Source organism: Natronosalvus rutilus, from assembly GCF_024204665.1.
GTDB lineage: Archaea > Halobacteriota > Halobacteria > Halobacteriales > Natrialbaceae > Natronosalvus > Natronosalvus rutilus.
This window is the reverse complement of the sequence record NZ_CP100355.1, coordinates 3,552,218-3,574,268: the sequence shown is the minus strand read 5'-3', so window position 1 is coordinate 3,574,268 and position 22,051 is coordinate 3,552,218. Positions and strand designations below refer to the sequence as shown.

General features: G+C 65.8%; 25 protein-coding genes. 7 read left to right on the top strand and 18 right to left on the bottom strand.

Features of this window, described 5'->3' with window-relative positions; translation table 11 throughout:
• Positions 1 to 186: 186 nt before the first annotated feature.
• The gene (locus NGM29_RS17380; RefSeq protein WP_254160625.1) at positions 187 to 663 is read left to right on the top strand and encodes a MaoC family dehydratase; all 477 of its coding nucleotides are present in this window, start codon (positions 187 to 189) and stop codon (positions 661 to 663) included.
• Positions 664 to 773: 110 nt separating this feature from the next.
• Here NGM29_RS17380 and gvpM read toward each other — a convergent pair whose 3' ends face one another.
• From gvpM to NGM29_RS17335, 9 genes are all read right to left on the bottom strand, one after another.
• A complete protein-coding gene (gvpM, locus tag NGM29_RS17375) occupies positions 774 to 1,163 on the bottom strand; it encodes a gas vesicle protein GvpM (protein ID WP_254158041.1) in 390 nt (129 codons plus the stop codon).
• Positions 1,160 to 2,188, bottom strand: a complete 1,029-nt coding sequence (gene gvpL, locus NGM29_RS17370) for a gas vesicle protein GvpL (RefSeq protein ID WP_254158040.1) — start codon at positions 2,186 to 2,188, stop codon at positions 1,160 to 1,162. Before gvpL ends, gvpM begins: the two co-directional genes overlap by 4 nt.
• A complete protein-coding gene (locus tag NGM29_RS17365) occupies positions 2,178 to 2,525 on the bottom strand; it encodes a gas vesicle protein K (RefSeq protein WP_254158039.1) in 348 nt (115 codons plus the stop codon). The genes gvpL and NGM29_RS17365 overlap by 11 nt, the downstream gene beginning before the upstream one ends.
• Positions 2,522 to 2,983, bottom strand: coding sequence for a gas vesicle protein GvpJ (gene gvpJ, locus NGM29_RS17360; protein WP_254158038.1), 462 nt, complete (start codon positions 2,981 to 2,983; stop codon positions 2,522 to 2,524). Before gvpJ ends, NGM29_RS17365 begins: the two co-directional genes overlap by 4 nt.
• On the bottom strand, positions 2,983 to 3,891 hold the full coding sequence (locus tag NGM29_RS17355; RefSeq protein ID WP_254158037.1) for a hypothetical protein: 909 nt from the start codon (positions 3,889 to 3,891) through the stop codon (positions 2,983 to 2,985). The genes gvpJ and NGM29_RS17355 overlap by 1 nt, the downstream gene beginning before the upstream one ends.
• Positions 3,884 to 4,711 (bottom strand): gas vesicle protein GvpH, encoded by an 828-nt coding sequence (locus NGM29_RS17350; protein WP_254158036.1) that lies wholly within the window; start codon positions 4,709 to 4,711, stop codon positions 3,884 to 3,886. The genes NGM29_RS17355 and NGM29_RS17350 overlap by 8 nt, the downstream gene beginning before the upstream one ends.
• On the bottom strand, positions 4,704 to 4,967 hold the full coding sequence (gvpF, locus tag NGM29_RS17345) for a gas vesicle protein GvpF (RefSeq protein ID WP_254160623.1): 264 nt from the start codon (positions 4,965 to 4,967) through the stop codon (positions 4,704 to 4,706). Before gvpF ends, NGM29_RS17350 begins: the two co-directional genes overlap by 8 nt.
• Complete coding sequence (locus NGM29_RS17340; RefSeq protein ID WP_256548172.1) at positions 4,967 to 5,647, bottom strand: GvpL/GvpF family gas vesicle protein; 681 nt, start codon at positions 5,645 to 5,647, stop codon at positions 4,967 to 4,969. The genes gvpF and NGM29_RS17340 overlap by 1 nt, the downstream gene beginning before the upstream one ends.
• A 179-nt stretch (positions 5,648 to 5,826) precedes the next feature.
• A complete protein-coding gene (locus tag NGM29_RS17335) occupies positions 5,827 to 6,009 on the bottom strand; it encodes a hypothetical protein (RefSeq protein ID WP_254158035.1) in 183 nt (60 codons plus the stop codon).
• Between NGM29_RS17335 and NGM29_RS17330 the strand changes: the two genes are divergently transcribed.
• On the top strand, positions 6,008 to 7,708 hold the full coding sequence (locus NGM29_RS17330; protein WP_254158034.1) for a methylmalonyl-CoA mutase family protein: 1,701 nt from the start codon (positions 6,008 to 6,010) through the stop codon (positions 7,706 to 7,708). The genes NGM29_RS17335 and NGM29_RS17330 overlap by 2 nt on opposite strands.
• A gap of 128 nt (positions 7,709 to 7,836) precedes the next feature.
• Here NGM29_RS17330 and NGM29_RS17325 read toward each other — a convergent pair whose 3' ends face one another.
• The 4 genes from NGM29_RS17325 to NGM29_RS17310 form a co-directional block, all read right to left on the bottom strand.
• A complete protein-coding gene (locus NGM29_RS17325; RefSeq protein ID WP_254158033.1) occupies positions 7,837 to 8,385 on the bottom strand; it encodes a metallophosphoesterase family protein in 549 nt (182 codons plus the stop codon).
• 46 nt (positions 8,386 to 8,431) lie between these two features.
• Entirely contained in the window at positions 8,432 to 9,064 is a 633-nt protein-coding gene (locus NGM29_RS17320; RefSeq protein WP_254158032.1) for a class I SAM-dependent methyltransferase, read from the bottom strand.
• Between the two features lie 57 nt (positions 9,065 to 9,121).
• The gene (hisS, locus tag NGM29_RS17315) at positions 9,122 to 10,423 is read right to left on the bottom strand and encodes a histidine--tRNA ligase (protein WP_254158031.1); all 1,302 of its coding nucleotides are present in this window, start codon (positions 10,421 to 10,423) and stop codon (positions 9,122 to 9,124) included.
• Positions 10,424 to 10,522: 99 nt separating this feature from the next.
• A complete protein-coding gene (locus NGM29_RS17310; protein WP_254158030.1) occupies positions 10,523 to 11,410 on the bottom strand; it encodes a cell division protein CdpA domain-containing protein in 888 nt (295 codons plus the stop codon).
• A 259-nt stretch (positions 11,411 to 11,669) separates the two neighbouring features.
• Between NGM29_RS17310 and NGM29_RS17305 the strand changes: the two genes are divergently transcribed.
• The 3 genes from NGM29_RS17305 (at position 11,670) to NGM29_RS17295 (ending at position 13,926) form a co-directional block, all read left to right on the top strand.
• Complete coding sequence (locus tag NGM29_RS17305; protein WP_254158029.1) at positions 11,670 to 12,011, top strand: DUF5789 family protein; 342 nt, start codon at positions 11,670 to 11,672, stop codon at positions 12,009 to 12,011.
• Between the two features lie 6 nt (positions 12,012 to 12,017).
• Positions 12,018 to 12,716 carry a CPBP family glutamic-type intramembrane protease gene (locus NGM29_RS17300; protein ID WP_254158028.1) on the top strand — a complete coding sequence of 233 codons (699 nt, stop codon included), beginning with the start codon at positions 12,018 to 12,020 and terminating at the stop codon, positions 12,714 to 12,716.
• A gap of 61 nt (positions 12,717 to 12,777) precedes the next feature.
• Positions 12,778 to 13,926, top strand: coding sequence for an AI-2E family transporter (locus NGM29_RS17295; RefSeq protein WP_254158027.1), 1,149 nt, complete (start codon positions 12,778 to 12,780; stop codon positions 13,924 to 13,926).
• A gap of 201 nt (positions 13,927 to 14,127) precedes the next feature.
• Here NGM29_RS17295 and NGM29_RS17290 read toward each other — a convergent pair whose 3' ends face one another.
• The 5 genes from NGM29_RS17290 to NGM29_RS17270 form a co-directional block, all read right to left on the bottom strand.
• Entirely contained in the window at positions 14,128 to 14,877 is a 750-nt protein-coding gene (locus NGM29_RS17290; RefSeq protein ID WP_254158026.1) for a diphthine--ammonia ligase, read from the bottom strand.
• Between the two features lie 43 nt (positions 14,878 to 14,920).
• Entirely contained in the window at positions 14,921 to 16,309 is a 1,389-nt protein-coding gene (locus NGM29_RS17285) for a DUF373 family protein (RefSeq protein ID WP_254158024.1), read from the bottom strand.
• A 139-nt stretch (positions 16,310 to 16,448) separates the two neighbouring features.
• The gene (gene sppA, locus NGM29_RS17280; protein WP_254158022.1) at positions 16,449 to 17,447 is read right to left on the bottom strand and encodes a signal peptide peptidase SppA; all 999 of its coding nucleotides are present in this window, start codon (positions 17,445 to 17,447) and stop codon (positions 16,449 to 16,451) included.
• 154 nt (positions 17,448 to 17,601) lie between these two features.
• Complete coding sequence (locus NGM29_RS17275; protein ID WP_254158020.1) at positions 17,602 to 18,483, bottom strand: coiled-coil protein; 882 nt, start codon at positions 18,481 to 18,483, stop codon at positions 17,602 to 17,604.
• Positions 18,484 to 18,720: 237 nt separating this feature from the next.
• On the bottom strand, positions 18,721 to 20,607 hold the full coding sequence (locus NGM29_RS17270; protein ID WP_254158018.1) for a glycoside hydrolase family 2 protein: 1,887 nt from the start codon (positions 20,605 to 20,607) through the stop codon (positions 18,721 to 18,723).
• A gap of 170 nt (positions 20,608 to 20,777) precedes the next feature.
• Between NGM29_RS17270 and NGM29_RS17265 the strand changes: the two genes are divergently transcribed.
• Both NGM29_RS17265 and NGM29_RS17260 read left to right on the top strand, forming a co-directional pair.
• Complete coding sequence (locus NGM29_RS17265; protein WP_254158006.1) at positions 20,778 to 21,473, top strand: phosphoribosyltransferase; 696 nt, start codon at positions 20,778 to 20,780, stop codon at positions 21,471 to 21,473.
• A 157-nt stretch (positions 21,474 to 21,630) separates the two neighbouring features.
• Complete coding sequence (locus NGM29_RS17260) at positions 21,631 to 21,981, top strand: hypothetical protein (RefSeq protein ID WP_254158004.1); 351 nt, start codon at positions 21,631 to 21,633, stop codon at positions 21,979 to 21,981.
• The last annotated feature ends 70 nt before the right edge of the window (positions 21,982 to 22,051 follow it).

The following is a 22,051-nucleotide window of genomic DNA, read 5'->3' as shown; positions in this document are numbered from 1 at the left end:
CGACGACCTCGTCGAGAGGAGACGGGCGCGTCGACGCATTCGTTCGGATTTCCCGAGGCCGACGCTTAATCCTTGCTATTATTCCTCGGATTGGGCAATACTTGCACCCCGATGGGGGCCACGGCTACGGCGTCGGGCAGGGATCGATCGGTGTCATTTTACTCGCCCCCGTCGACGCTCGAGACGATGACCGGCCTGTACTACGAGGAGTTCGAGGTGGGCGAGACGATCGAACACCAGCGCCGACGGACGATTTCCGAAGGCGACAACCAGCGATTCTGCGACATGACGATGAACCAGCAGCCGTTGCACCTCGACGAGACCTTCGCCCAGGAGACCCAGTTCGGCGAACGACTGGTCAACGGTATCTACACGCTGGCGCTGGCCGTCGGCATCTCGATTCCCGAGACCACGGACGGCACGATCGTCGCGAACCTGAACTACGACGACGTCGAGCACCCGACGCCGGTGTTTCACGGGGACACGATCCGCGTCCAGTCGACGGTGACCGACAAACGCGAGACCAGCGACAGCGAGCGCGGCGTCGTCACGATGGCCGTCGAGGTGTTCAACCAGGACGACGAGCTCGTCTGTTCGTTCTCCCGAACTGTCCTCTCGCTCAAGCGCAAGTTCGCGGAGACGGACGCTGATTCGGACGACTGAACTAAAACTGGAGCGGCCGCTCGAGTTCGGTTCGATTCAGTTCGCGAGTCGTCTAGCCAATTTGCGAGTCGTCCATCGGCCGTCGGCCGACGTCGGCCCCGCTGTCGCGATCACTCCTCGGAGACGGTAGATGGCTGCGGACGTTCACGTTCTCGCTCGTCCTCCGGCGCCGGCGTCCATCGCCGCGGCTCCCCCTGCGGGCGCATCGTGGGGTGGTCCTGGAAGTCGCGCTCCTCGTCTGCGTCCTCGCGGTCGTCGTTGCCTCGCCGATGGCCGTACTGGCGGCGCTCGACCGCTCGAGTGCGCCGCGTCGTGTCCCAGTCCTCGAAGAGGCCGTAGTCGGTCATCGTCTCCATGCCGGCGATTGCGGCGGACAGTTTGATGCCCACGAGCGGAATTTCCGCGACGGAGACGATTACGTCGGCGCGCACGACCGCGCCGTCGCGCAGGAGCACGTCGAGGACGTCGACCAGCGCGTCGTCGTCTCGGTCGGGTTTCATCGTTGGCGATCACCCGTCTCGGTGCTCGTTTTCGTCTCCGTGCTCGTACTCCGATCACCACTCGCGGCAGCGTCCATCTCCTCTCCGAGCGTGGGCGCGAACGAGTATGGCGGCCACGGCCCGGTGAACCGGACCTCGAGCCCCGGTTTCTCGGCGACGTCGTCGAGTACCGAACCGACCGTCTCCTCCTCGCTCTCCCGGGCGAGGACGGTCAGCCGACAGAGCCGCGTTCCGTCTGCCGGTTTTCCAGCCCTGCCGGAACCGCTGGAGAGACTCACCGATGGCTGGCGCTCAAGCACCTGTACCTCCCGCGTACACGACTCGAGCGACTGGCGCAGGGACTCCCGTATAGACGCTCGCCGGTCGCGCCGGAGGTCCCTGATCCGCTGATCGAACTGCTTCTCGAGGAGGAACGCGCGTCCCTCCGAGGCCCCCTCTCGCTCTTCGGCCAGCGACGCGAGTTCGTCGTCGCGCTCGACCAGCATCTCCTCGTCGGGCGGATCGGTCTCGACGACCTCGATCCGGTACTCCGCGTGGCTGGCGAGATCCGCGAGCGCCGCCTCGAGCGGGGTCCGCTGGTCGGCGAGCCACCCGCGGACGGCGTCGTCGTCGCCCCGGACGATGGTGTCGAACTGGAACGGCAGGGGCGTACCGAACTGCTGGCTCGCCCGATCGATGACTGTCTGGTGGCGGACCAGCCAGCGCTTGACCTGCGCGATGTCGGCCGAGTCGTACAGCGAGTCACACGCGTGAACGACTGCGGCGAGGGTCAGGTTCCCGTCTCCGTCCCTGTCCCCATCTTCGCGATCGAGCGCGACGACCGACACGGGTTCGTCGTCGATCCCCCCGACGTCCAGATCGGCCTCGCCGTCGGCCTCGAGCGTGACGATGCAGTAGACGTACCGTCCCTCGGCGAAGTCGGGGGTCTCGTCGGCGTCCGAAACGGGTTCGGCGTCGCGACCTGCCGGGTCGTCACGGTTCGCGTCCCGTTCCTGGGCCGTGGCCTCGCGCGGTTCACGTCCCACCGTCGTCACCTCCGAGGACGGCGTGGCCCGTCTCGACGTTCGTCGGATCGTCCTCGAGTTGCCTGATCGCGTCGCTGACCAGGCCGTCGAGATCGTTCCGGAGGTCGGCGACGCCCTCCTTGATCCCCTCGTCGGCTTTCAGCTGCTCGAGTTCGGCCTCGATGGACGCGAGCTGGCGCCCCAGACGGTCGACCTCCTCGTCGGTGAGATCCGGGGACTCCATCCGCCGGATCGCCTCCCGTTCGAGCGCCTCGACGAGGAGTTCCACGACGGCGATGACGAGGGTCAATAGCCCCTGGCGGGCGTTGCCGTCCTCGCCGACGTCGATCGTGGTCACGTGTTCTCGCCTCCGTCGGTTTCGGCTTCAGGTGCGTCGTCTTCGCGTTCGGTTTCATCAGCCGACCCGTCCGCACTCGAGTTCTCGGTATCGTCGTCCGATTCGTCCTCACTCGAGTCGTCCGCGTCCGAACGTTCCATCTGGTCGTCCTCGCTAGTCACATTCACACCGTGAACTGGTGCGACGGGTGGGATCAGCCGCCGATCCTCCTCCGCGAGTTCCGGTTCGCCCGCGGCCTCCGCCACGCGGCGCATGTCCGTCCCCTCGGGGAACTCGAGGCCGTACTTCGCGGCCGTCTCGAAGGAGGCGATGGCGGCGCGAAGCTGGATACCGAGTAGCTGGGTATCGCCGATGGAGACGGCGATGTCGGCGTTGATCACGATCCCCTTGTCGAGCAGCATCTCGACGACGTCCGCGAGGTCGGCCTGCTGACGGCTTGGCTGAACGGCGTCGACCATCAGCGCTCACCCCGCTGGCGTTTCCGTTCGATCTCGAATCGTCTGCCGTAGATCCGCCGTCGGGCGGGTGCCGTCGACAGCTTGACCTGCTGGGGAACCGTCGAGTAGCGGCTGTCGCTTCCGAGGTCCGCCCGGGCGACCGGCATGGTCGACGCCGCGGTCGGGTTCCGAGACGTGGTCCCGCGGTCCTGGCGGCGCATTCGTTCCCGGTTGAACTCGTAGAGCTTCTCGAACTGCTCGTGGGTCTCGAGCAGCGTCCAGCGAACGCCGTCGATGGCCTCCATCGCGGCCTGCTGGATCGAAACCTGCACGTACTCGGGGTCCTCGAGTACGTCGACGTCGAGGGCGTCCATGGTTTCCTCGGCGCTGACGTCGAGTTGGTCCTCAAGGAGGTCGTCATCGTCATCGTCGCCATCGTCGTCCGTTACCGTCGACGCCGCCGCGCCGACGGCCGAATCCTCCTCGCTCACGTCCTCGAGGGTGTCTGTAAGATCGTCACCCTCCCTGAGCACGTCGGTCACGTCGGTCGCGCCCCACGCCTCGAGCAGGTTGAGCGCGTCGAGCAAGGCGGTCACGTTGACCGCGTCGGCGATTTCTCCCGACTGCAGCGCATCCGGGATCTCGCCGACGTCGATCGCGTCGAGCAACTCGCCTGGCTCGACGACCTCGGCCAGGTCTTCGAGGTCCATCGCCTCGATGAACTCGGCGAGGGCCGTCGTCACGTCCTCGAGCGCGTGGAGGTTCTGCCGCACGTCCTCGAGCACGTCGTCGTCGAGTTCGCCGAGTGCGTCGACGTCGGCGAGGTCGTCCTCGAGGGCGTCGAGTGCGGCGCTGCCGGTTTCGACGACCGACTCGAGGTCGTCGGCCTCGATGTCGATTTCGTCACCTACTTCGTTCGTTTCACTCATCGGTCTCACCGTCCACGGGGTCGGGGGCGTCTACCCGGGTCACCCGCACCGTAAGGATGCCGTTGTTCACCGTCGCGTCGGCCTCCGTTTCCGGCCACGGCAGACTCACGCGCGACAGCTCGTGGCCGTCGTCGTCGGCCAGGACGAGGTCGTCGTCGTCGAACCCGACGCGGACCCGATCTTCCCCGACTGCCGAGACGTCGGCCACGACCTCGAGTTCCGTCCCGTATCGTCGCTTCGCGACGTCGATCGACGGGATCGCGTCGCGTCGAGCGCGCTCGGGCGAGCGCTCGTCGTGCAATCCGCGACGCCGATTTCGACGAGCGTCGTCACCGGCGGGTTCGATCGAGCTGAACGTCAGGTCGACGTCGGTGTCGAACCTGAAACGGCTACCGTCGTCGCGTCGGGTCGAGTCGCCGAAGGGCGCGTTTCCGTACGCGCCGCCGAATCCGGTCCCGCTCTCGGCGCCCGACTCGAGGAGCCGAAAGAGCCGCGACAGGAGCTGTCCGCCCGGCCTGGCCTCGAATCCGGACTCCGACTGGTGCCGACTGGAGGACGGGGGCGATGGACGACGCTCGTCTCCGTGTTCATTGGACTGATCCGCTCGCTCGTTCGGTTGGTTGCCGGGTTCGTCGGCCTCGTCGTCTCCCGCAGCCGATTCCTGATCGGACGACTGGCTCGAGTCGGACATCTGATTGTCGTCGCCGTCGTTCGGTGGCGTCTCGGGTGATTCTTCGGATGGTTCTTCAGACGGTTCCTCGGGTGGTTCCTCGGGCGGGCCGTCGGGTGAATCTGGGGGATCTGGTGGTTCGTCAGTCATTGGTTCGGACCTCCACGCGTCCGCTCGTGAGTTCCTCGTGGACCTCGCGAGCGAGTTCGAGTTCGGCTTCGATTTCGTCTCTGCGCTCCTCGTACTCGGCTTTCGACCGTTCGCCGAGTTCGTAGAGGAGTCGGTTTTCCTTGCGCTCGTTCTCGAGGGCCTCGATGTCGTACAGTTCGTTGATCGCCATCGTGTGCAACGTGTTGACGAGGCCGACGAACGGGCGGACGAGCAGGTCGTCAACGATGATCGCCATCATCGCTGGGCCCCGATCTTGACGTCGACGAAACTGTACGGCGCGAACGGCCCCGAGTACCGGATCATCACGTCCTCGAGGTCGGCCTCGAGTTCGCCGACGGCGGTGTCGAACGCCTCGCGCTCCGACCGGTCGACGAGATAGGAGCGGTTGAGTATAAGCCGATCACTGAACTCCCCGCTATCGACGCTGCTCGTGGCCAGTGGCTCGAGTTCGTCGCTCACCCGCTCGACGATCGTCTCGTCATCGACGGTCGCGTCCTGCTCGCGAACGACCTTCAGGCCGAGTTCGACCCTGTTGTCGATGTCGTGAAGCGTTCGTCTGAACGCGCCGCGGCCACCGCGGAGGACGTTCTTCAGCGCGCGCTCGCTTTCGAAGACCATACCGAATCGCATCGGAACGATCGTTCGGCCGCCGTTCTCGGTCAACAGCGCGCGGAGCACCGCGTCGTGGCGTTTCGCGTCCTCGTCGGTCTCCTCGGGATCGGTCACGTCGATCGGCGACGCCAGCGCGGCAAGTCGACCGTGGGATACCGGGTACAACTCGGTTGCCCCAGCAACGCCCGCCCCCTCCACGGGCAGCGTCTCTCGGTCCGAATCGTCGTCTTCCTCGAGCGAGATCGCGTTGGCGTCGCTCGAGGCGACGATCCCGTACACGTAGTGGTAACTCGAGTCAGCCACCGTGCCACCTCGCGGATCGTCGCCGGTCCCGGTGACCGCGACTAATCACTCGCGGACGGTTCCACCGGCCGTCTACGTCTGTGGTCGTCTGTCGTTGTGTATGCATACGTCTCACCCTCCAAATGCAGCGGCGACTGTGGCCGCCGCTCACTCACTGAGTGGTTCGAGCGGGCCGTGCGTTACCATGCTGCTTGCAGATGCAGCCTAGCCTCGTCGACGTCGTTTCGTCCCGCCTCTGCCACTCGAAGGACGAGAAGACCGAGAACGAACCCGCCTCTGGCATCTTCGTAATCTCCCACGACGCCGGCGTATCGATCCTTCCCGGAATCCTTAATGGACCGTCCGGCAATACTTACGCTCATGTACGACGATGCGGATCTCGAGACGATCCAGGATGCCGAATCCGAGTGGGAATCGGAGACGCTCGAGCCCGTGGTTGAACGCTTCGGGGAGCGCAAGGACCGGTTCGCGACGGTCTCGAACCTCGAGGTCGACCGACTGTACACCCCCGACGACGTCTCGGACCTGGACTACCTCGAGGATCTGGGCTTTCCCGGCGAGGAACCCTACACGCGAGGGCCGTACCCGACGATGTACCGCGGCCGGACGTGGACGATGCGTCAGTTCGCCGGGTTCGGGACCGTCGAAGAGACCAACGAGCGCTTTCACTACCTGATCGACCAGGGTCAGACCGGCCTCTCGACGGCGTTCGACATGCCGACGCTGATGGGGCTCGACTCGGACGACCCGATGAGCGACGGCGAGGTCGGCAGAGAAGGCGTCGCCGTGGACACATTGCGGGACATGGAGGTGCTGTTCGACGGCATCGACGTCGGCGAGGTCTCGACGAGTTTCACGATCAACCCCTCCGCGCCCGTCATCTACGCGATGTACGTCGCGCTGGCCGACCAGCAGGGCGTGCCCCGCGACCAGGTCCGGGGCACCCTCCAGAACGACATGTTCAAGGAGTTCATCGCTCAGAAGGAGTGGGTCATCCCGCCCGAACCCGCCCTCGACCTCGTGACCGACGTCGTCGAGTTCAGCACCGAGGAGACCCCGAAGTTCCACCCCATCTCGGTCTCGGGCTACCACATCCGCGAGGCCGGGTCGACGGCCGTTCAGGAACTCGCCTTCACGCTGGCGGACGGCTTCGGCTACGTCGAGGACGCGATGGACCGCGGGCTCGAAGTCGACGAGTTCGCGCCGCGTCTCTCGTTTTTCTTCAATTGCCACAACTCCTTCTTCGAGGAGATCGCCAAGTTCCGCGCCGCGCGGCGAATCTACGCCCGCGTGATGGACGAGTGGTACGACGCCGAGCGCGCCGAATCCAAACGGCTGAAGTTCCACACCCAGACCGCCGGCCAGTCGCTGACCGCCCAGCAGCCGATCAACAACGTCGCTCGCGTCACCGTCCAGGCCCTCGCCGGGGTGCTGGGAGGCACCCAGAGCCTCCACACCAACAGCTTCGACGAGGCGCTCGCCCTGCCCAGCGAGAAGGCTGTCAGGGTCGCTCTCCGGACCCAGCAGATTATCGCCGAGGAGTCCGGCGCCGCCGATATCGTCGACCCGCTCGGCGGTTCGTTCGCCGTCGAATCCCTGACCAACGAGGTCGAGGAGCAGGCGATGGAATACATCAAGCACATCCGCGACCTCGGCGACGGTTCCGTGCGAGACGGCATCCTCCAGGGCATCGACGACGGCTACTTCCTCCGGGAGATTCAGGAGGCCTCCTACGAGTACCAGGAGCGCGTCGAGCGCGAAGAGGAGGTCGTCGTCGGCGTCAACAAGTTCACTATCGAGGAGGACACCAGCCCCGAGATCCTCCACGTGGACGAGGCCGCCCAGGAAACCCAGCTCGAGCGCCTCGAGCGGACGAAAGCCGAGCGCGACGACGCGGCCGTCGAGGCCGCCCTCGAGGACCTGAAGGAGGCCATCGGGAGCGACGAGAACACGATGCCGGCCATCGTCGACGCCGTCAAGGCGTACGCGACGATGGGCGAGATCATGCAGGTGTTCGAGGACCACTACGGGGCCTACACCGAACAGATCGGGCTGGCCTGAGCGAGGCTCGAGTCGTCCTGCTGTGGCCCGTCCTCACGGCGCTCGTCTACGTTGTCAGCATGCTTATCGCCCTCGCCGTCGCCGGCGCACTAAGGTGGGCGATGTTCCAGCGCTATCGATAGCCAGGATCAGCCCTCGTGGAGCGTCACCTCGAGTCCACCGTCCTCGACGTCGACGGTCATCATCGTCGCCTTCTCGGCAGGGTCGGCCCCCGTCACCGAGCCCGGGTTGAGCAGCCGAATCCCCTCGTGGACGCGGTCTTCGACCCTGTGGGAATGACCGCCGATGCCGACGACCCCCTCCCCGTTCCACGCGCGGGTCCGGGCTCGAGCGGTGTCCGCGATGGCGTTCGCCCAGTCCTCGTCGGTCATGACCATCCCGTCGTGACCGTAGACGGACGCCTCGACCGGGTTCAGCGTGCCGTGGGTGACGACGAAGGTTACGTCCTCGAGGGTCACGTCCGCCACCGCTGGCAACTCGAGGTCGGCCGGATCGGCATTGCCGTGGACGGCGGTCAGGTCCGCGGCGAGGTCGCGAATATTCGCGAGCGCTTCGTGGGTCTCGAAGTCGCCGGCGTGAATCGTGTGGTCCGCGCCGGCGATGCGCTCGCGGAAGTCGTCCGGGATGGCGTCCGCTCGCTCGGGAATGTGCGTATCGGAAATGACGGCGAGTCGCATACCTGTCGTGCGGTGGGCGGCCAAAAAATAGTTCTGGTCGCTCGAGTCAGGGGACGCGAAACGTCGGGAACCACTCCCCCTGATCGGAATCCCCTCTCTCGGAATTCTCGGATCGGTGACCGACCAGGGTTACCAGACGCTCGCCGTCGACCTCCCGCTCGGCGTAGTACCGGATCTCGAGCCTCGAGCAGGCCTCGAGGAGTTCGTTCGGTTCGAAGCGGTAGCGGTTTCCGGGGCCGCCGCCGTCCGCGTCGTCCAGGTAGTGTTCGTAAACGAGGACGCCACCGGGGGCGAGCGACTCGAGAATCGCGGGCAGGCGGTCGCGGGCGTCGAAGAAACTGATCGTGACCAGGTCGTAGGCGTTCGCGCGAAACCCGTAGCTATCCACGTCGGCCAGGATCCAGTTGATCGCCAGCGCCCGCTCGAGCAACCGCTCGCGATCCTGTTCCCGCTCTCGGGCCCGCGAGAGCACGGCGCTCGAGATGTCGATGGCGTCGACCGTCCACCCGCACTCGGCGAGGAATCGAGCGTTTCGCCCGCCGCCAGTGGCGACGTCGAGCGCCCGACCCGCAGGCAGGTCGTCCGCGAGGGCCTCGAGAACGGCCGACGGATCGCCGGGCGAGCGGTAGGTCGAGTCCTCGTAGCGGTCGTTCCAGCGTCGTCGTTCCTCGTCGGTCACACCTCATTCTTCGAGTCGCTCGAGCAAGAAGGTCCGGTCACAACGGACGGCGCCACCTCAGGCGTCGAAATCGTCGATGGTCGGGCGCTCGACGTCGCCGGGGAACGAATCCACGGGCGCCTGGACCTCGTCGCCCGAGGCCATTTCCTTGACCGTAATCTCGTCGTTTTCGAGGTCGCGCTCGCCGACGATGACCGTCGTCTCAGCGTTGATCGAGTCGGCGTACCCCAGTTGGGCGCCGAAGGAGCGCCCAGCGACGTCGCTCTCGACGACGTGGCCCCGGTTTCTGAGTTCGCGAGCGATCCGCGAGGCCTCCGAGCGGGTGTCGCCCACCGAGAGAATGTAGTAGTCTGTCGTCACCTCCTCGGCGGGCCAGACGCCGGCGCGCTGCATGAGCAGCGGCAGGGTCGCGTGGCCGGGGGCGACGCCGACCGCGGGCGTCGGCTGGCCGTCGAAGGACTCGATCAGGTCGTCGTAGCGCCCGCCGCCGAAGATCGACCGCGAGACGTCCCCCGCGGAGTCGAAGCACTCGAAGACGACGCCCGTGTAGTAATCGAGCCCGCGAGCCGTCTCGAGCGAGATGGTGCAGTACTCACGGGCGCCGAAGTCCTCGGCTGCCGCGAGCACATCCTGCAGGTTCTCGACGGCCGCCGTGACGCGCTCGGTGTCGGCGAACTCGACGACCGCCTCGAGGTCGCCCCCGGCGATCAGGTCGGCGACGTCTTCGGCGTCTCCCCGGTCGAGGCCGGCGTCGGCGAGCAGCCCGTGGTACTCGGCGCGCTCGAGTTTGTCCGACTTGTCGACGGCCCTGATGGCCGCTTCGACGTCGACGTCGTCGCCGTAGGTCTCGAAGATGCCGCCGAGGATGTCGCGGTGGGAGACGCGGAACTCGAAGTGCTCGCTCGTCAGGCCGAGACCGGTGAGCGCGTCGGCCGCCCACGCCAGGATCTCGGCGTCGGCTTCCGGTTCCGAGGAGCCAAAGATGTCGACGTTGGTCTGGTAGAACTCACGCTGGCGGCCCTGCTGGACCTGTTCGTAGCGCCAGAATGGGCGCGTCGAGAACCACTTGATCGGCTTCGAGAGTTCCTGTTGCTTGGCGACGACCATCCGGGCGACCGTCGGCGTCAGTTCCGGGGTGAGGGTGACGTGGCGGCCGCCCTGGTCCTCGAAGGCGTACAATTCGTCGACGATGTCGTCGCCGCTCTTGTCCGTCCACATTTCGGCGCGCTCGAGTGCCGGCGTGCCAATCTCACGAAAGCCGTAGCGATGCGCCGTCTCCTCGAGGGTGTCGATCGCCTGGCGGCGAGCGGCCATCTCGCCGGGGTAGAAGTCGCGAAAGCCCTTGATGCGGTCGTACATGGAATGTGGTTCACGGACGGGACACTTCTACTCTTTCGTTCGACGCGGCCGCTCGGACTCGAGGGAACGACGAAGCGGCGAGAATGACGAGTCAGTGGTCTACCGGCGATTCGGCGTCCACTCCTCGCAGGCGTCCATGTCGTCCATCGTCTCGTCGAAGCGCCCGCAGTAGGGCGTCATCCCGTTCGACGTCCGGACGTACTGGAAATGCTGGCAGTTCCCGCAGTAGCGATCGGTCGGATCGGCGGCCGCCGGCCCGTCGACGATGACGGCATCCGATTCGGTGGCGTCCGCCGAGGGCCCGTCGTCGAGCGGTGATCGAATGTCCTGCGTGGTCGACCCACCGTCGCTGGCCGCCGGGGACGGGTTTCCGGGCGACGGCCCGCCGCTCTCGGCGTTCGTGTTCGTCTGCGTATCGACCTCGCCGTCGGGCGTTCCACCGAGGAAGCCGATACCGCCCAGGCCGCCCTTCGAGGACTCGACCTCGACGACCTTCGTCTGGTTTCGGCGGGTGACGTTCATCTCGAGCATGCCGCCGGGATCGTTTCGCGTCTTGAAGTTGACGACGCCGGTGAACAGACACCACATCGCGGTGAAGAGGCCGAAGAGGTAGACGACGGACACCTGGAGCGTGAGGTTCTGGCCGTGGTTGCGCCAGTGGTCCGGGTAAGCGTACGAGAAGAAGACGACGCCGAGCAGGCAGATGGTCGTGCCGATCACGGCGGCGGCCTGCACGCGACGACTCGCCGGGAGGACGGCGAAGACCCCCAACAGCGCCAGTGGAACGCCGGTTCCGGCGAGCACCCCCGCCCACAGAACCGGACCGTACTGGTCGGCGAACATGCTCGCGAACGTCGAGGTCGTCGCGACGACGACAGCGACGACCGAGAGCAGCGCCCCGACGGCGACGAGTGCCGTTCCGGCGTACAGCCGCCGGTGGCTCGTTCCCGTTCCGGGCCCGTCGTAGACGTCCGTCAGGCTTGTCATGTCCGCCCAATGGGGCTCATTCCACAAAACGATACGTCAGACGTATGTAAAATACCAGAGATGATTTCGGCTCGAGGAGCGACGCTATCGCGTCGTCTCGCGTGACGACCCGAGGAGCGATTCCGACGCGTCGGTTCGTGCGACGACGGCGCTGACTCGAGCGACTCAAGTCACACGAGCGAACGCTCGCCTGCAGTGCCGCCGATGGTGGTCCCCCGGAAACGAAAGCTTGAATCGACGGGCTCGCGAACGCTCGCGTATGAGTGACGAGGAAGAAGATTCGACGCCTGCCGTCGAGCTCGGTGAGCACACGCCTGTCGAGGGAGCCCCCCTCGCACGCGTGACTTCTCGCCTGCACTGGCCTATCCAGAAGAGCGAAATCGACCGACTCGAGGGCCAGAGCGAGATCCGAACGCCCGACGGTCCCCGAACTATTTCGAGCGTCCTCGAGGACGTCGACGAGACGTACTTCGAGCGCCACCAGGAGTTCGCGGAACACGTCCGCGACGTCGTCGGAACCGGACCGGTCGCGACGGCGGACTCGGGCACGACGGCGGACTCGAGCGCGTCGACCGCCGACGAACCGGCCTCGAGCGAGTAACGAATCGTGGAACAGGTGGACGAATCGGGCCCTCGCCGGTGGGTGCGCGAACACCTCGGTGACCGATCCTGGGTTCAGAAGTCGTTGATCGCGGGTGCAGTTCTGACGATCGTCTGGATGACTGGCGTCCCGGAGTCCATCGGCCGACGGGCGATCTTCGACTCGGTCGTCTTGATCGGCGGGCCGCTCGCGCTCGGCTACACCCACGGGCGCCACATCGGCTGGCACGTCGACCGCGTCGCGATCCGTAACGCCGTGTTGCTCGCAATGTTCGTCCTCCCGATCTACCTCGTCGGCTCGACGCTCCCCACGATCCGCGCGTACTACCCGATGTGGGAAACGTCGCTCGCGATGGGCGAGTTTCTCCCCCACGCTATCCAGCTGTTTACGCTCGCCCTCGCCGCCGAGACCTACTACCGGGGGCTGCTCTGCGTCGGCGTCAAGGAAATCGGCATCGTGGCCGTGTTCATCAGCCCCGTCGTCTACATGATCCACCACGCCGCGAAGCCACCGATCGAGTTCCTGCTCTCGGGACCGACGGACGTCCTCTTCGGCGCCGTCGACTACCACTCGAACTCGATCCTGCCCTCGGTCGTCGCCCACGGTGCTGGACTGGTGCTCCTGGACTGGCTGGTCCTCCGGGAGCCGCTGTTCGACCCCACGGAACTGCTCGAGTCCCTCCAGTGGCTCCCGATCCCGCTGTAAATCGTCACCACTGGCCCCGCTGAAAGTGAAGACTTATGGGACTGTCACGTTAGAACTCGCTATGGATATTCGAGCCGGGTTCTTCGTACTCTCGCTGTTGATCCTCGGCTACATTGCCGCGCTGATGGTTCTTCCTATCTTTCCGTACGTGATGGCTGCCTGTCTGCTCGCGTTCGTCCTCTTCCCCGTCCAGCGCCGTCTCGAGAAACGACTCGAACCGACGCGGCTCGGGAATCGCTATGGGACGAAACTCGTCGCCCTGGCGTTGACCGTCGTCGCCGTCGTCACCGCCGTCGTGCCGCTGCTACTCTTCTCGGTGATCCTCTTTCAAACCGTGTTCTCGTTTCTCCGTGGCCTGGACGGCCGCAACCTGCTCGAGGGGGCCCGCACGACGGCCGAAGACTTCGGCCTCGACCCACAGACGGTAGCCGCCCTCGAGGAACAGGCGCTCACCGGCGTCGAAACCGACGTCCTCACTCGCGTCATCAACCTCCTGCTGGACGAATCCGTTCGCCTGCTCAACTCCGGCCTCGAGATGGGCGTCGGTATGGTCGTCCTCGTCTTCTTGCTCTACTACTTCTTGGTTGACGGCGACCGATTCGTCGACTGGGTCGGCGCCATCGCCCCGCTCGACCCCGTCGTCCGGGACGAACTGTTCGAGGAAATCCGGGTCGTCACCTGGGCAGTCATCCGCAGTCACGTCCTGGTCGCGCTCGTCCAGGGTGCCCTCGGCGGCCTCGGTCTCTGGGTCGCCGGCATCTCCAACGTCGCCTTCTGGACGCTGGTCATGATCGTCGCCGCCTTCCTGCCGGCCATCGGCGTCTGGCTCGTCTGGGGGCCGGCCGCCGGCTACCTCCTCGCCAGCGGCGAAACCGGCGCCGGACTCCTCTTGCTCGCCTACGGCGCCGCGGTCCTCTCGGTCGTCGACAACTACCTGCGCGCCATCTTCGTCGACCGTCAGTCGGGGGTCCACCCCGCGGTCGTCCTCGTCGGCGTCATCGGCGGGCTCTACCTGCTCGGGATCATGGGCCTGTTCCTCGGTCCGGTCCTCCTCGCGGTGTTCAAGGCCGGTCTCAACGTCTTCGGGGAGGCCTACGGCAACCTCGAGCCGCGACCCACGCTCGCGGAGGAACCCGCCCAGGCTCCGACGAGGCTCGAGATGTCCGCCGCGAAGGTCGCTGGCGAGGAGCCGGCGGGCGAGACGGATTAACACCCACCTTTTGCGCTGCGCTCGTATCGCGTCGACGCCAGCAATGCTGGCGTACGACGTGCTGTCGCTCGGCAAAAGGTGGACCAAAAGCACTCCTCCTTCCCCTTCGCTAACTTCGTTCGCTTCGGGTCAGTCGTCGGCCCGCTCGCTCACTTTGTTCGCTCCCGGTTCGATCGAGGTGAAACTAACCGCCGGATGGAACTACTCGAGTCTCGCTTCACTCACCCGAATCCGCCCACGGGTCCCCTCCCACTCGGTCTCGTACTCGAGATCCAGTCGTCGATCCATATGCGGGCCGTCCATGACCAACGTCTCGAACTCGCCGCCTTCACCGAGGATGTGAACGCCGTACTCCTCGTTGAGCGCCTCGAGTTCCTCCAGCGCATCGTAATCGAGCGTCCGACCCAGCCACGACTCGTCCAGGCCCGCCGCCGCCACCTGGACGATCACGATCTCGAACCCGGCCTCGAGCATCGATTCGGCCAGTTCACGGGGGTCCTCTCGCCAGAGCGGCGCGAACAGGTCACACTCGAGTCGCTCGCACATCGCCTCGATGCGACTGGTCTGGAACTCGCTCTCGACGGCGCCTGCGGTGACCCCGGCGAGCCCGCCATCGCCCTCGAGGTCGTCCGCGAGATCGGCGAGCGCCGCCTCGAGTGGCTCGAGTTCGTCGTTACCCTGTGTGCTCGAGTCCGCCGCCGACTCGGCGTCGAACGAGTCGGGTTCGACGTCGATCAGCGGAATCCCGATACTCTCCGCGACCAGCGCCGTCAGGCGCGTCTCGGGGACGTGATACATGTAGGAGTCGCCAGTCGGGTGGACCGTCAGGAGCCACTCGACGGGAAGCCCCCGCTCGAGTGCCCGGTACACCGCCCACGCGGAATCCTTGCCGCCCGAAAAGAGGCCGACCCAGGCGCCCGTCGAACCGTCGGCGTCGTCCGGTGGTGTCATACTCGATGGTTCGACTCGAGAGTCATAGGGATGGCGAGTCGGGTCACTCGCGGTCACGCTGGTTATCGGTGTCCGTGTCGGCTCCGGTTTCGGTGTCCGTATCGTCGTCGGTTCTAGTGTCGACGTAGACATTGGCGCCGGTTTCGTCCTCCGTCTTCGGCTTCGGGTCGACGGGGTCGTCGCCGTCGACCGTCGACCTCTCTTTGTCTCGAGACCGTGCGGATTTCGACCCGCCGTCGGTCAATTCCGCGTCTGCCAATCGCGACGGCTCTTCTTCCGCCGCTGACTCGTCGCTATCGGCGTACTCGTTTTCAGCGGCGGAGTCGGCAATACGCGAGACGGTAAAGACGCCGACGAAGCTGAGCAGAATAGCCAGGCCGACGAAGAGCGCCAGCCGTTGACCCGGCGTGAGGGCGAAACTGCCGATTCCCTGTTGGTTGATCCGGATCGAGGGGATGACCAGCGGATCGGTCCATCCCTGTTGCTCAAGGAAGAAGCCGCTGAACCCGCGGACGACCAGCCCGACGGAGACCACGAGAGACGGCAGGTGGAGGTACGAACTGCGAAGAGGACCGTCGTCGATCAGTTCGTCGAACAGCCGACCCAGGCTGGCGGTGAGCCCCGCGGCAGCCAACCAGGGGACGCTGTCGAAGACGAAGCGCATCGTCGGGACGAGTACCCCCTGCGTGTCCTCGAGGGTTGAGACGCCGAGCGCGCCGACGAAGAGACCCACCAGAGTCAGCCCGATGGCGACGACGTAGGTGACGACTGAGACCTGTCCGGAGTACAGCGACTCCCGGAGTCGTTTCGCCGTCCTGGTCAGCCGTTCGTCGATGCTGAAGCCCTTGTACAGGAGGAACAATCCGATGACGGCCGTAATCGTGGCTGCTCCGACCGCCGGGGTGAACGCACTGGCGAGAATCGGGAAGACGAGCAGGGTCAATCCGAGGGGGACCAGTATGGTCTGGCGAAGCTCTTCGTCGGCCAGGAACTGCTTGAGCAAGTAATACGTCGATTCGATGTCCCTGGCCTGTCGAACGACCACCCGATCGACGGCGTCGACCTGCAGTCGACTCTCGACGATGGGGACGAGTCGCTCGTCCTCGGCACTGTCGATGACGACGACCGCGGAGTCCGGTTCGTACTCGGTCATTAGGTCGTCCAGCTGGCGGGCGACCGCCCGGTCGGCCGAGACCATCGACTCGCGGTCCCCCGAAACTACCGCGACGACCGTCTCCTCGTCGTCGTCGCGGAGGCTCTGGGCGACCCGCAGGGACTCGAGCAACGTGTTCACTCCGGAGTCCTCGGGGTCGGCGAGGCCGACGTCGGTCACCAGCGCGCGGACGGCTTCCCACCCCACGATTGGCGTCCGAAGGCCGGTCCGTCGACCGACGTCGTCGGTTCGGTCGAGACAGACCACCAGCGTTGTCACGGGTTCTGTTGCATTCTCTGCGACGATAAAACCACTCACTCGTTTGGCGGGTCGAACGGCCATCGGGCCGCGTATCCGAGTTCGTCGGCCCTACCGCCGGTCGTACAGCCCCTCGAACCGACGGTAGCACCCCCTTGGATCAGGTCCGGAGCCGAAATCCGCGTTCGTGAGCGGCTCCAGAGAGTCCGGCCCCGAACGCGTACGCCAGCGACCGGGCACCCACGCCCACGCGAGCCATCAACGGTCTTTCGGGCTCGAACGCCTCGACGACGACGTCGTCATCTCCGATCCCGAGCCGATCGGCCACGGCCTCCTCGACGTCCTCGCGTGTGCCGAGAGCGTCTACCAGCCCGATGTCGAAGGCATCGGCTCCGAGGTAGACGCGGGCTTCGGTCTCCCTGACCAGTTCGGGATCGAGCCCCCGGCCGTCGCTGACTCGCTCGACGAACGACTCGTAGTAGCCGTCGACGATCCCTTGGAGGTACTCACGCTCGTGGTCCTCGAGGGTCTTCAGGGGAATCCCGGCGTCCTTGTACGCACCTGCGGTGAATTGCTCGTAGGACAGTCCCACCCGATCCACCAGTTCGGCGGCGTTGACCCGCGAACCGACGACGCCGATAGAGCCGACGATACTGGCGTCTCGGGCCCAGAGCTCGTCGCAGCCGCTGGCGATCCAGTAGCCGCCGCTGGCACAGAGGTCGGTCGCGTACGCGATCGTCGGGCCGTCGAAGCGTTCGGCCGCGAGTTTGATGTCGTCGCTCGGGAGGACCTGTCCGCCAGGCGTGTTGAGTTTCACGAGCAGGGCGTCGACGTTCCCGTCTTCGTCCGCCCGCTCGATCTGGTCGACGACGTCGTCCGCCAGGGTCGAGCCAGGACTGCTGAGGCCGGATCTGCCGCCATCACGCGTGATCGGCCCCTCGACGGCGACCTCGGCGACGTTGTACGCCGGAAACACGGATCTGGCGATATTACTCGCGAACCGGAACCCGACCAGCGTCGCCGCGAGCGCGAGCACGACACCGAAAACGTCCGCGACCGTCGTCGGAACGACGACGAACAGGCCGACGCCGGCAGCGGCGACGGTCGCGGTTCCCAGCAGAACGATTCCCAGCCGAACGACGGTGTGGCTCCCCTTCATCGGTACTCACTCACATCCGAGTCCACCCGCTGGTGGGTTAATGCTTGACCACGTTCGGCAGTGGGCGCACTCGAGCGTCTCGCGAATACTGTTGTCGCACAGCCGTCGCTCGCGGTCGAAAAACGAAGAAAATCTCGAGAGAGAACCGTTGGACTTAGAGCAGGCCGGTCTTCTGGAGCTTCATCAGGTCCTCGGTGTCGAGCGTCTCGCCCTCCTTGAACTTCTGATAAATCTCCTCGGCTTCTTCCTTGGCTTCCTCCTTCTTTTTGTCGCGAGCGGACTGGCGCTGTTTCTCCTCTTTCTTGTCCATCTCGCGCAGGCGCTTCTGGACGCGGACGAAGTCCTCGTGGTGGCGGTCGGCGGCCTCCTGGGCCTCGACGAAGGACTCGTGCATCTCGTCGGCCTCGTCGCGGATGTCGTCGGCCTCGCGGTAGGCCTCGATCATCTGGTTGTGGTGCTCCTGGGCCTTGTCGGCCAGCTCGGTCACCTTCTGGTGGTGCTGGGAGGCCTCGGAACGGACCTCTTCGGCTTCCTCGACGAGTTCCTCGAGTCCGTCGTTGTCATCGAGTTTGTCCTTTCGCTCGGCGTACTCCTCGCGCTTTCCCTCGATCTTCTCGATGAGTTCGCGCTCCTCTTCGGTCGAGAGCACCTCGGTCTGCTGTTTGAACTCGAGCTGTTCGATTTCGGACTCGAGCTGCTCGAGGTCCTTGCCCTCGTCGAGTTCCATGTCGGACTTGAGCGTCTCGACTTTGTCGAAGAGCTTGTTGGCCTCAGCGTTGAGCTCGTTGCGACTCTCCTTGTGCTCCTGGACTTTCTCGTTGAGCTCGTCGCGCTTCTCGCGGTGTTCCTGGGCCTCGTCGACCTTCTCGCGAGTCTTCGCGTTGAGGTCGTCGCGCTTTCCGGCGCGTTCGGAGGCCATCTGGTTCAGCTCGTTTCGTCGGTCCCGGAGCTGTCCGGCTTTCTTGATGAGCTGTCCTTTGGAGTCGTTCTCGAGATTTTCGTCAGTAAGGTCGATGTTTTTCGATTCGTCTACCATGTGTAGTTACCTTCGGTGCCATACCCGCACCGGCCGGCGCAATCGCTCGTGACTCGCGAAAACCCAGTGATAAGATTTCCTGTCATCGATCATCGAGCGATACGCGCCCCGGTGGCGTTCTGGTACCCGATACTACTGGTGCGTACCATTTAAATGTACCGGTCCACTCGACTGTGAAAATCGTTACCAGGGAACCCGATACGGTGTGTAATCCACTCGCACAGTCGAACGAGTGACTTATAAACCGTACCGGTTCTCGACCGTCCGGTTCGGCAACTCGAGTAACAGGACGACGGCGTCGGCGTCCGGCGAGACGTCGACGGTTCCGGCCGAGGCACAACCCGTCGCGTTGACGGTCACCGACGTCTCGCCCGACCGTTCGCCCGCCCGCCAGGAAACCGTCGTCTCGAGCAGTTCGGGCCCGTCGTTGACGACGGTCACGCCGGCCTCCCCGCCACCGACCGGCACCGCGTCGAGCACCGCCTGCACCGGCTCGTAGGCGGACGCGAGCGCCTCGAACGCCGGCTTCGGCTCGCCGTCGACGGTCAGCACGCCCGTGCCGCCGCCCGGCGCGCTATCGCGAAGGCTCGAGGCGACGAGCAGGCTGCTCTCGTGACGACGGAGGGCTTCCGCGACCGTCCGCATCGTCCTGGACTGCTCCGCAAGAGAGTCCTCGGGGCTCGCCGCTCGTCGCTCGAGCAACGTGGCGTCGACCCCCGTCACTGCCGCCGGATCGACGTCGTCGGTGAGCGACGCGCTGCCGAACGCGCCGACGAACCGCCCGAGGGACGGGTATCGGTCGAGGAGCCACTCGACGTCGGTCGCCTCGAGGTAGCGCCAGCCCGGGTAGAGCGTCGTCGCGGTGGCGTCGAGCCCCGGCGCTCCCGTCAGGGGAACGGTCGCGACCGAGTCGGGTATCGAGTCGGCCACCTCGAACGCCCCGCGCTCGTCGACGCCGGCACGCCAGGCCCGCCAGCGAAATGCCGGGCGGGCCCGCCAGCCGCTCCCGAGCGGGTCCGCGAACGGGTCGATCGGTTCGTTCCGAACCCCGACGAGGCCGAGACTCGGGTGCGAGCCGTAGTGCTCGAGGAGCACCTCGGCCAGCTCCGTCGCGCGGTCAACCTCGAATTCGGGGTCGGCCCCGGTGATCGGCAGGTCCTGCCAAACGAGCACCCCGGCCTCGTCGCAGGCGTCGTAGAACTCGGGACGCGGAACGTGGCCTCGCGCGCGGACGAGATTCGCATTGCAGTCGACGGCACGCTGGACGTCCTCGAGGGGGTCTCCGCCGGGGAGTCGAGCGACCCCGCGAGCGCGAATCGGTCGGTCGTTGACGAGCAGTTCGTCGTCGGTGCGCTCGACCGTCCGGAGCCCGACCGTCCGTTCGGTCGCGTCCTCGTCGAGTTTCGCCCGCACCGTGTAGCGGTGCTGGTCCCCGTATCCCCGCGGCCACCACAGCGACGGGTCCCGGACCTCGAGCGTCTTCGAGACCGCGACTCGCTCGCCGGGGTCGCCGTCGACGCGGACGCGGTCCATCGTCCCGCCGCCGCGAAACCCCTCGGGGCGGAGCGAGAGCGTGATCGAATCGTCGAGCGGTTTCTCGCCGACGTCGACGACGAGCTCGACGTCGATGTGGGCGGTCTCGCCCTCGAGTCGAGGCGTCACCGACAACTCGTCGATGAACGTCTGCGGGCGCACCTGCACCGCCGCCCCCCACCAGATCCCCGGCAGGCCGAGTTCGGGCGGTACCTCGTCGGTATTGTAGACGCCGCCAGCGGTTCGCGCCGTCGCGAACTCGAGGTGGAGTTCGGTTTCGGATTCCGGCTCGAACTCGAGTCTCGTCGGGACGAAGTACGGCGCTCCTGGGTCGATTTCTCGATCGATACCGTCGATCCGGATCGACTCGAGACCCGAGGCGCCGTGAAGGGCGAGCAACGTGCGATCGTCGGGCGTCGTTCGGGGATCGGCAATCGTCGTTCGATACGCGAGGCGCTCGTCGGCCGAACGAGCTGCCTCCGCGAACCCGCCCGGTCGACCGGGGACCGAAACGGGCGTCCACCGATCGACGGTCGGTGGCCCGTCGTCCGAACGCGATTCGACGACGCCAGCCATCCACTTGCCAGCCATTACCACTGTTCACTGAACGGGTACCTGATAGGTGTTGCGACGGTTCAGGCCGGGGTCACCACTGCGCTCGTCGATAGTTTGTGGGGCCAGTCCTCGAGCAAACACGCGAATCGGATTCAGCCGACTTAAGAGGGATGGCGTCGTCGACTCGAGGTAGGTGGCCACACGCAATGTCCGATCTACCGGACGACTTCAAGTGCACGATCACGAACTGGGAGTACATCTACAGCCTCTGTCGGGACGTCAGCGACGACGTTCGCCGCGACGCGTTCGAACCGGACGTCATCGTCGCGCTGGCCCGCGGGGGCTGGTTCGCGGGTCGCTGTATCTGTGACTTTCTCGGACTCGACGACCTGACGAGCCTGAAGATGGAACACTACGTCGGCACCGCCGAGAAGTCCGGCGAGCCGACTATCCGGTACCCGATGCCCGAAGGGAGCGTCGAGGACAAGGACGTCCTCATCATCGACGACATCGCCGACACCGGCGGCTCGATCAGGCGCGCCCAGGAGTACGTCGAGGACCGCGGCGCCGGCGAGGTCCGGACGGCGACCCTCCAGCTGCTCCAGACCAGCGAGTTCGACCCCGACTACGTCGGCGAGCGCCTCGAGGAGTGGGCCTGGGTCGTCTACCCGTGGAACTTCATCGAGGACATGGTCGACCTCGTTTCGGGCGTCATGGAGAAGGCCGGCCAGGAGTCGTTCACGAAGGCGGACGTCCGTCACTACCTCAAGGAGTATCACGACGTCGACCGGATCGGCATGGAAATTGCCCAGCCCAACCGACTGACCGAGGTGCTGACCGAGATGGAGCGACGGGAGGTCCTCGAGATGACGGCCCCGGGCGAGTGGGCGCTCGCCGAGTAGGCGCTCGTCACTATCGTTTCGACGTTCCGTTTCACGAGGCCTCGAGGAACCGGTCCCCCTCTCCCGTGGGGCCTATACTCGCCTTTTCGGTGCCGCCAATTGGGACGCCACCGGAACTCATTTCTGCGGCCGATTCGAGCGAGTACGTGACGGACCGATGACCACTCCGCTCGGCGTGCTCGCGATTGCGGCGTTCACGGGCCTGTACGGACTCGTGTGGCTCGTCTACTGGTTGGCCAGCCTCGGCCAGCCAACCGTGTTGACCGGGGTCGCCCCGCTGATCGCGCTGGGGGCGTTCGCGCTTGCGGTCGGCCTCTGCCAGCGACGAACGACCGCCTGGGCGCTCACGCTCGCGCTGTATGGTTTCGGACTCCTCTGGACGACGGCGCAACTGCTGGGCGGCGCGAATCGCTTCGTCGCCCTGCTGGTCGCGGTCCTAATCCTGGGATACCTGGTGGGTCGGCGGGACCTGTTCCTCGAGTCGGCCTCGAGCGAGGTCGACGCCTGAGGTCGATCGTCGAGAACGGGCACGACGACGGCGCTCGAGGACGCGTCCGTTCGTCGTAATCGTAAGACTG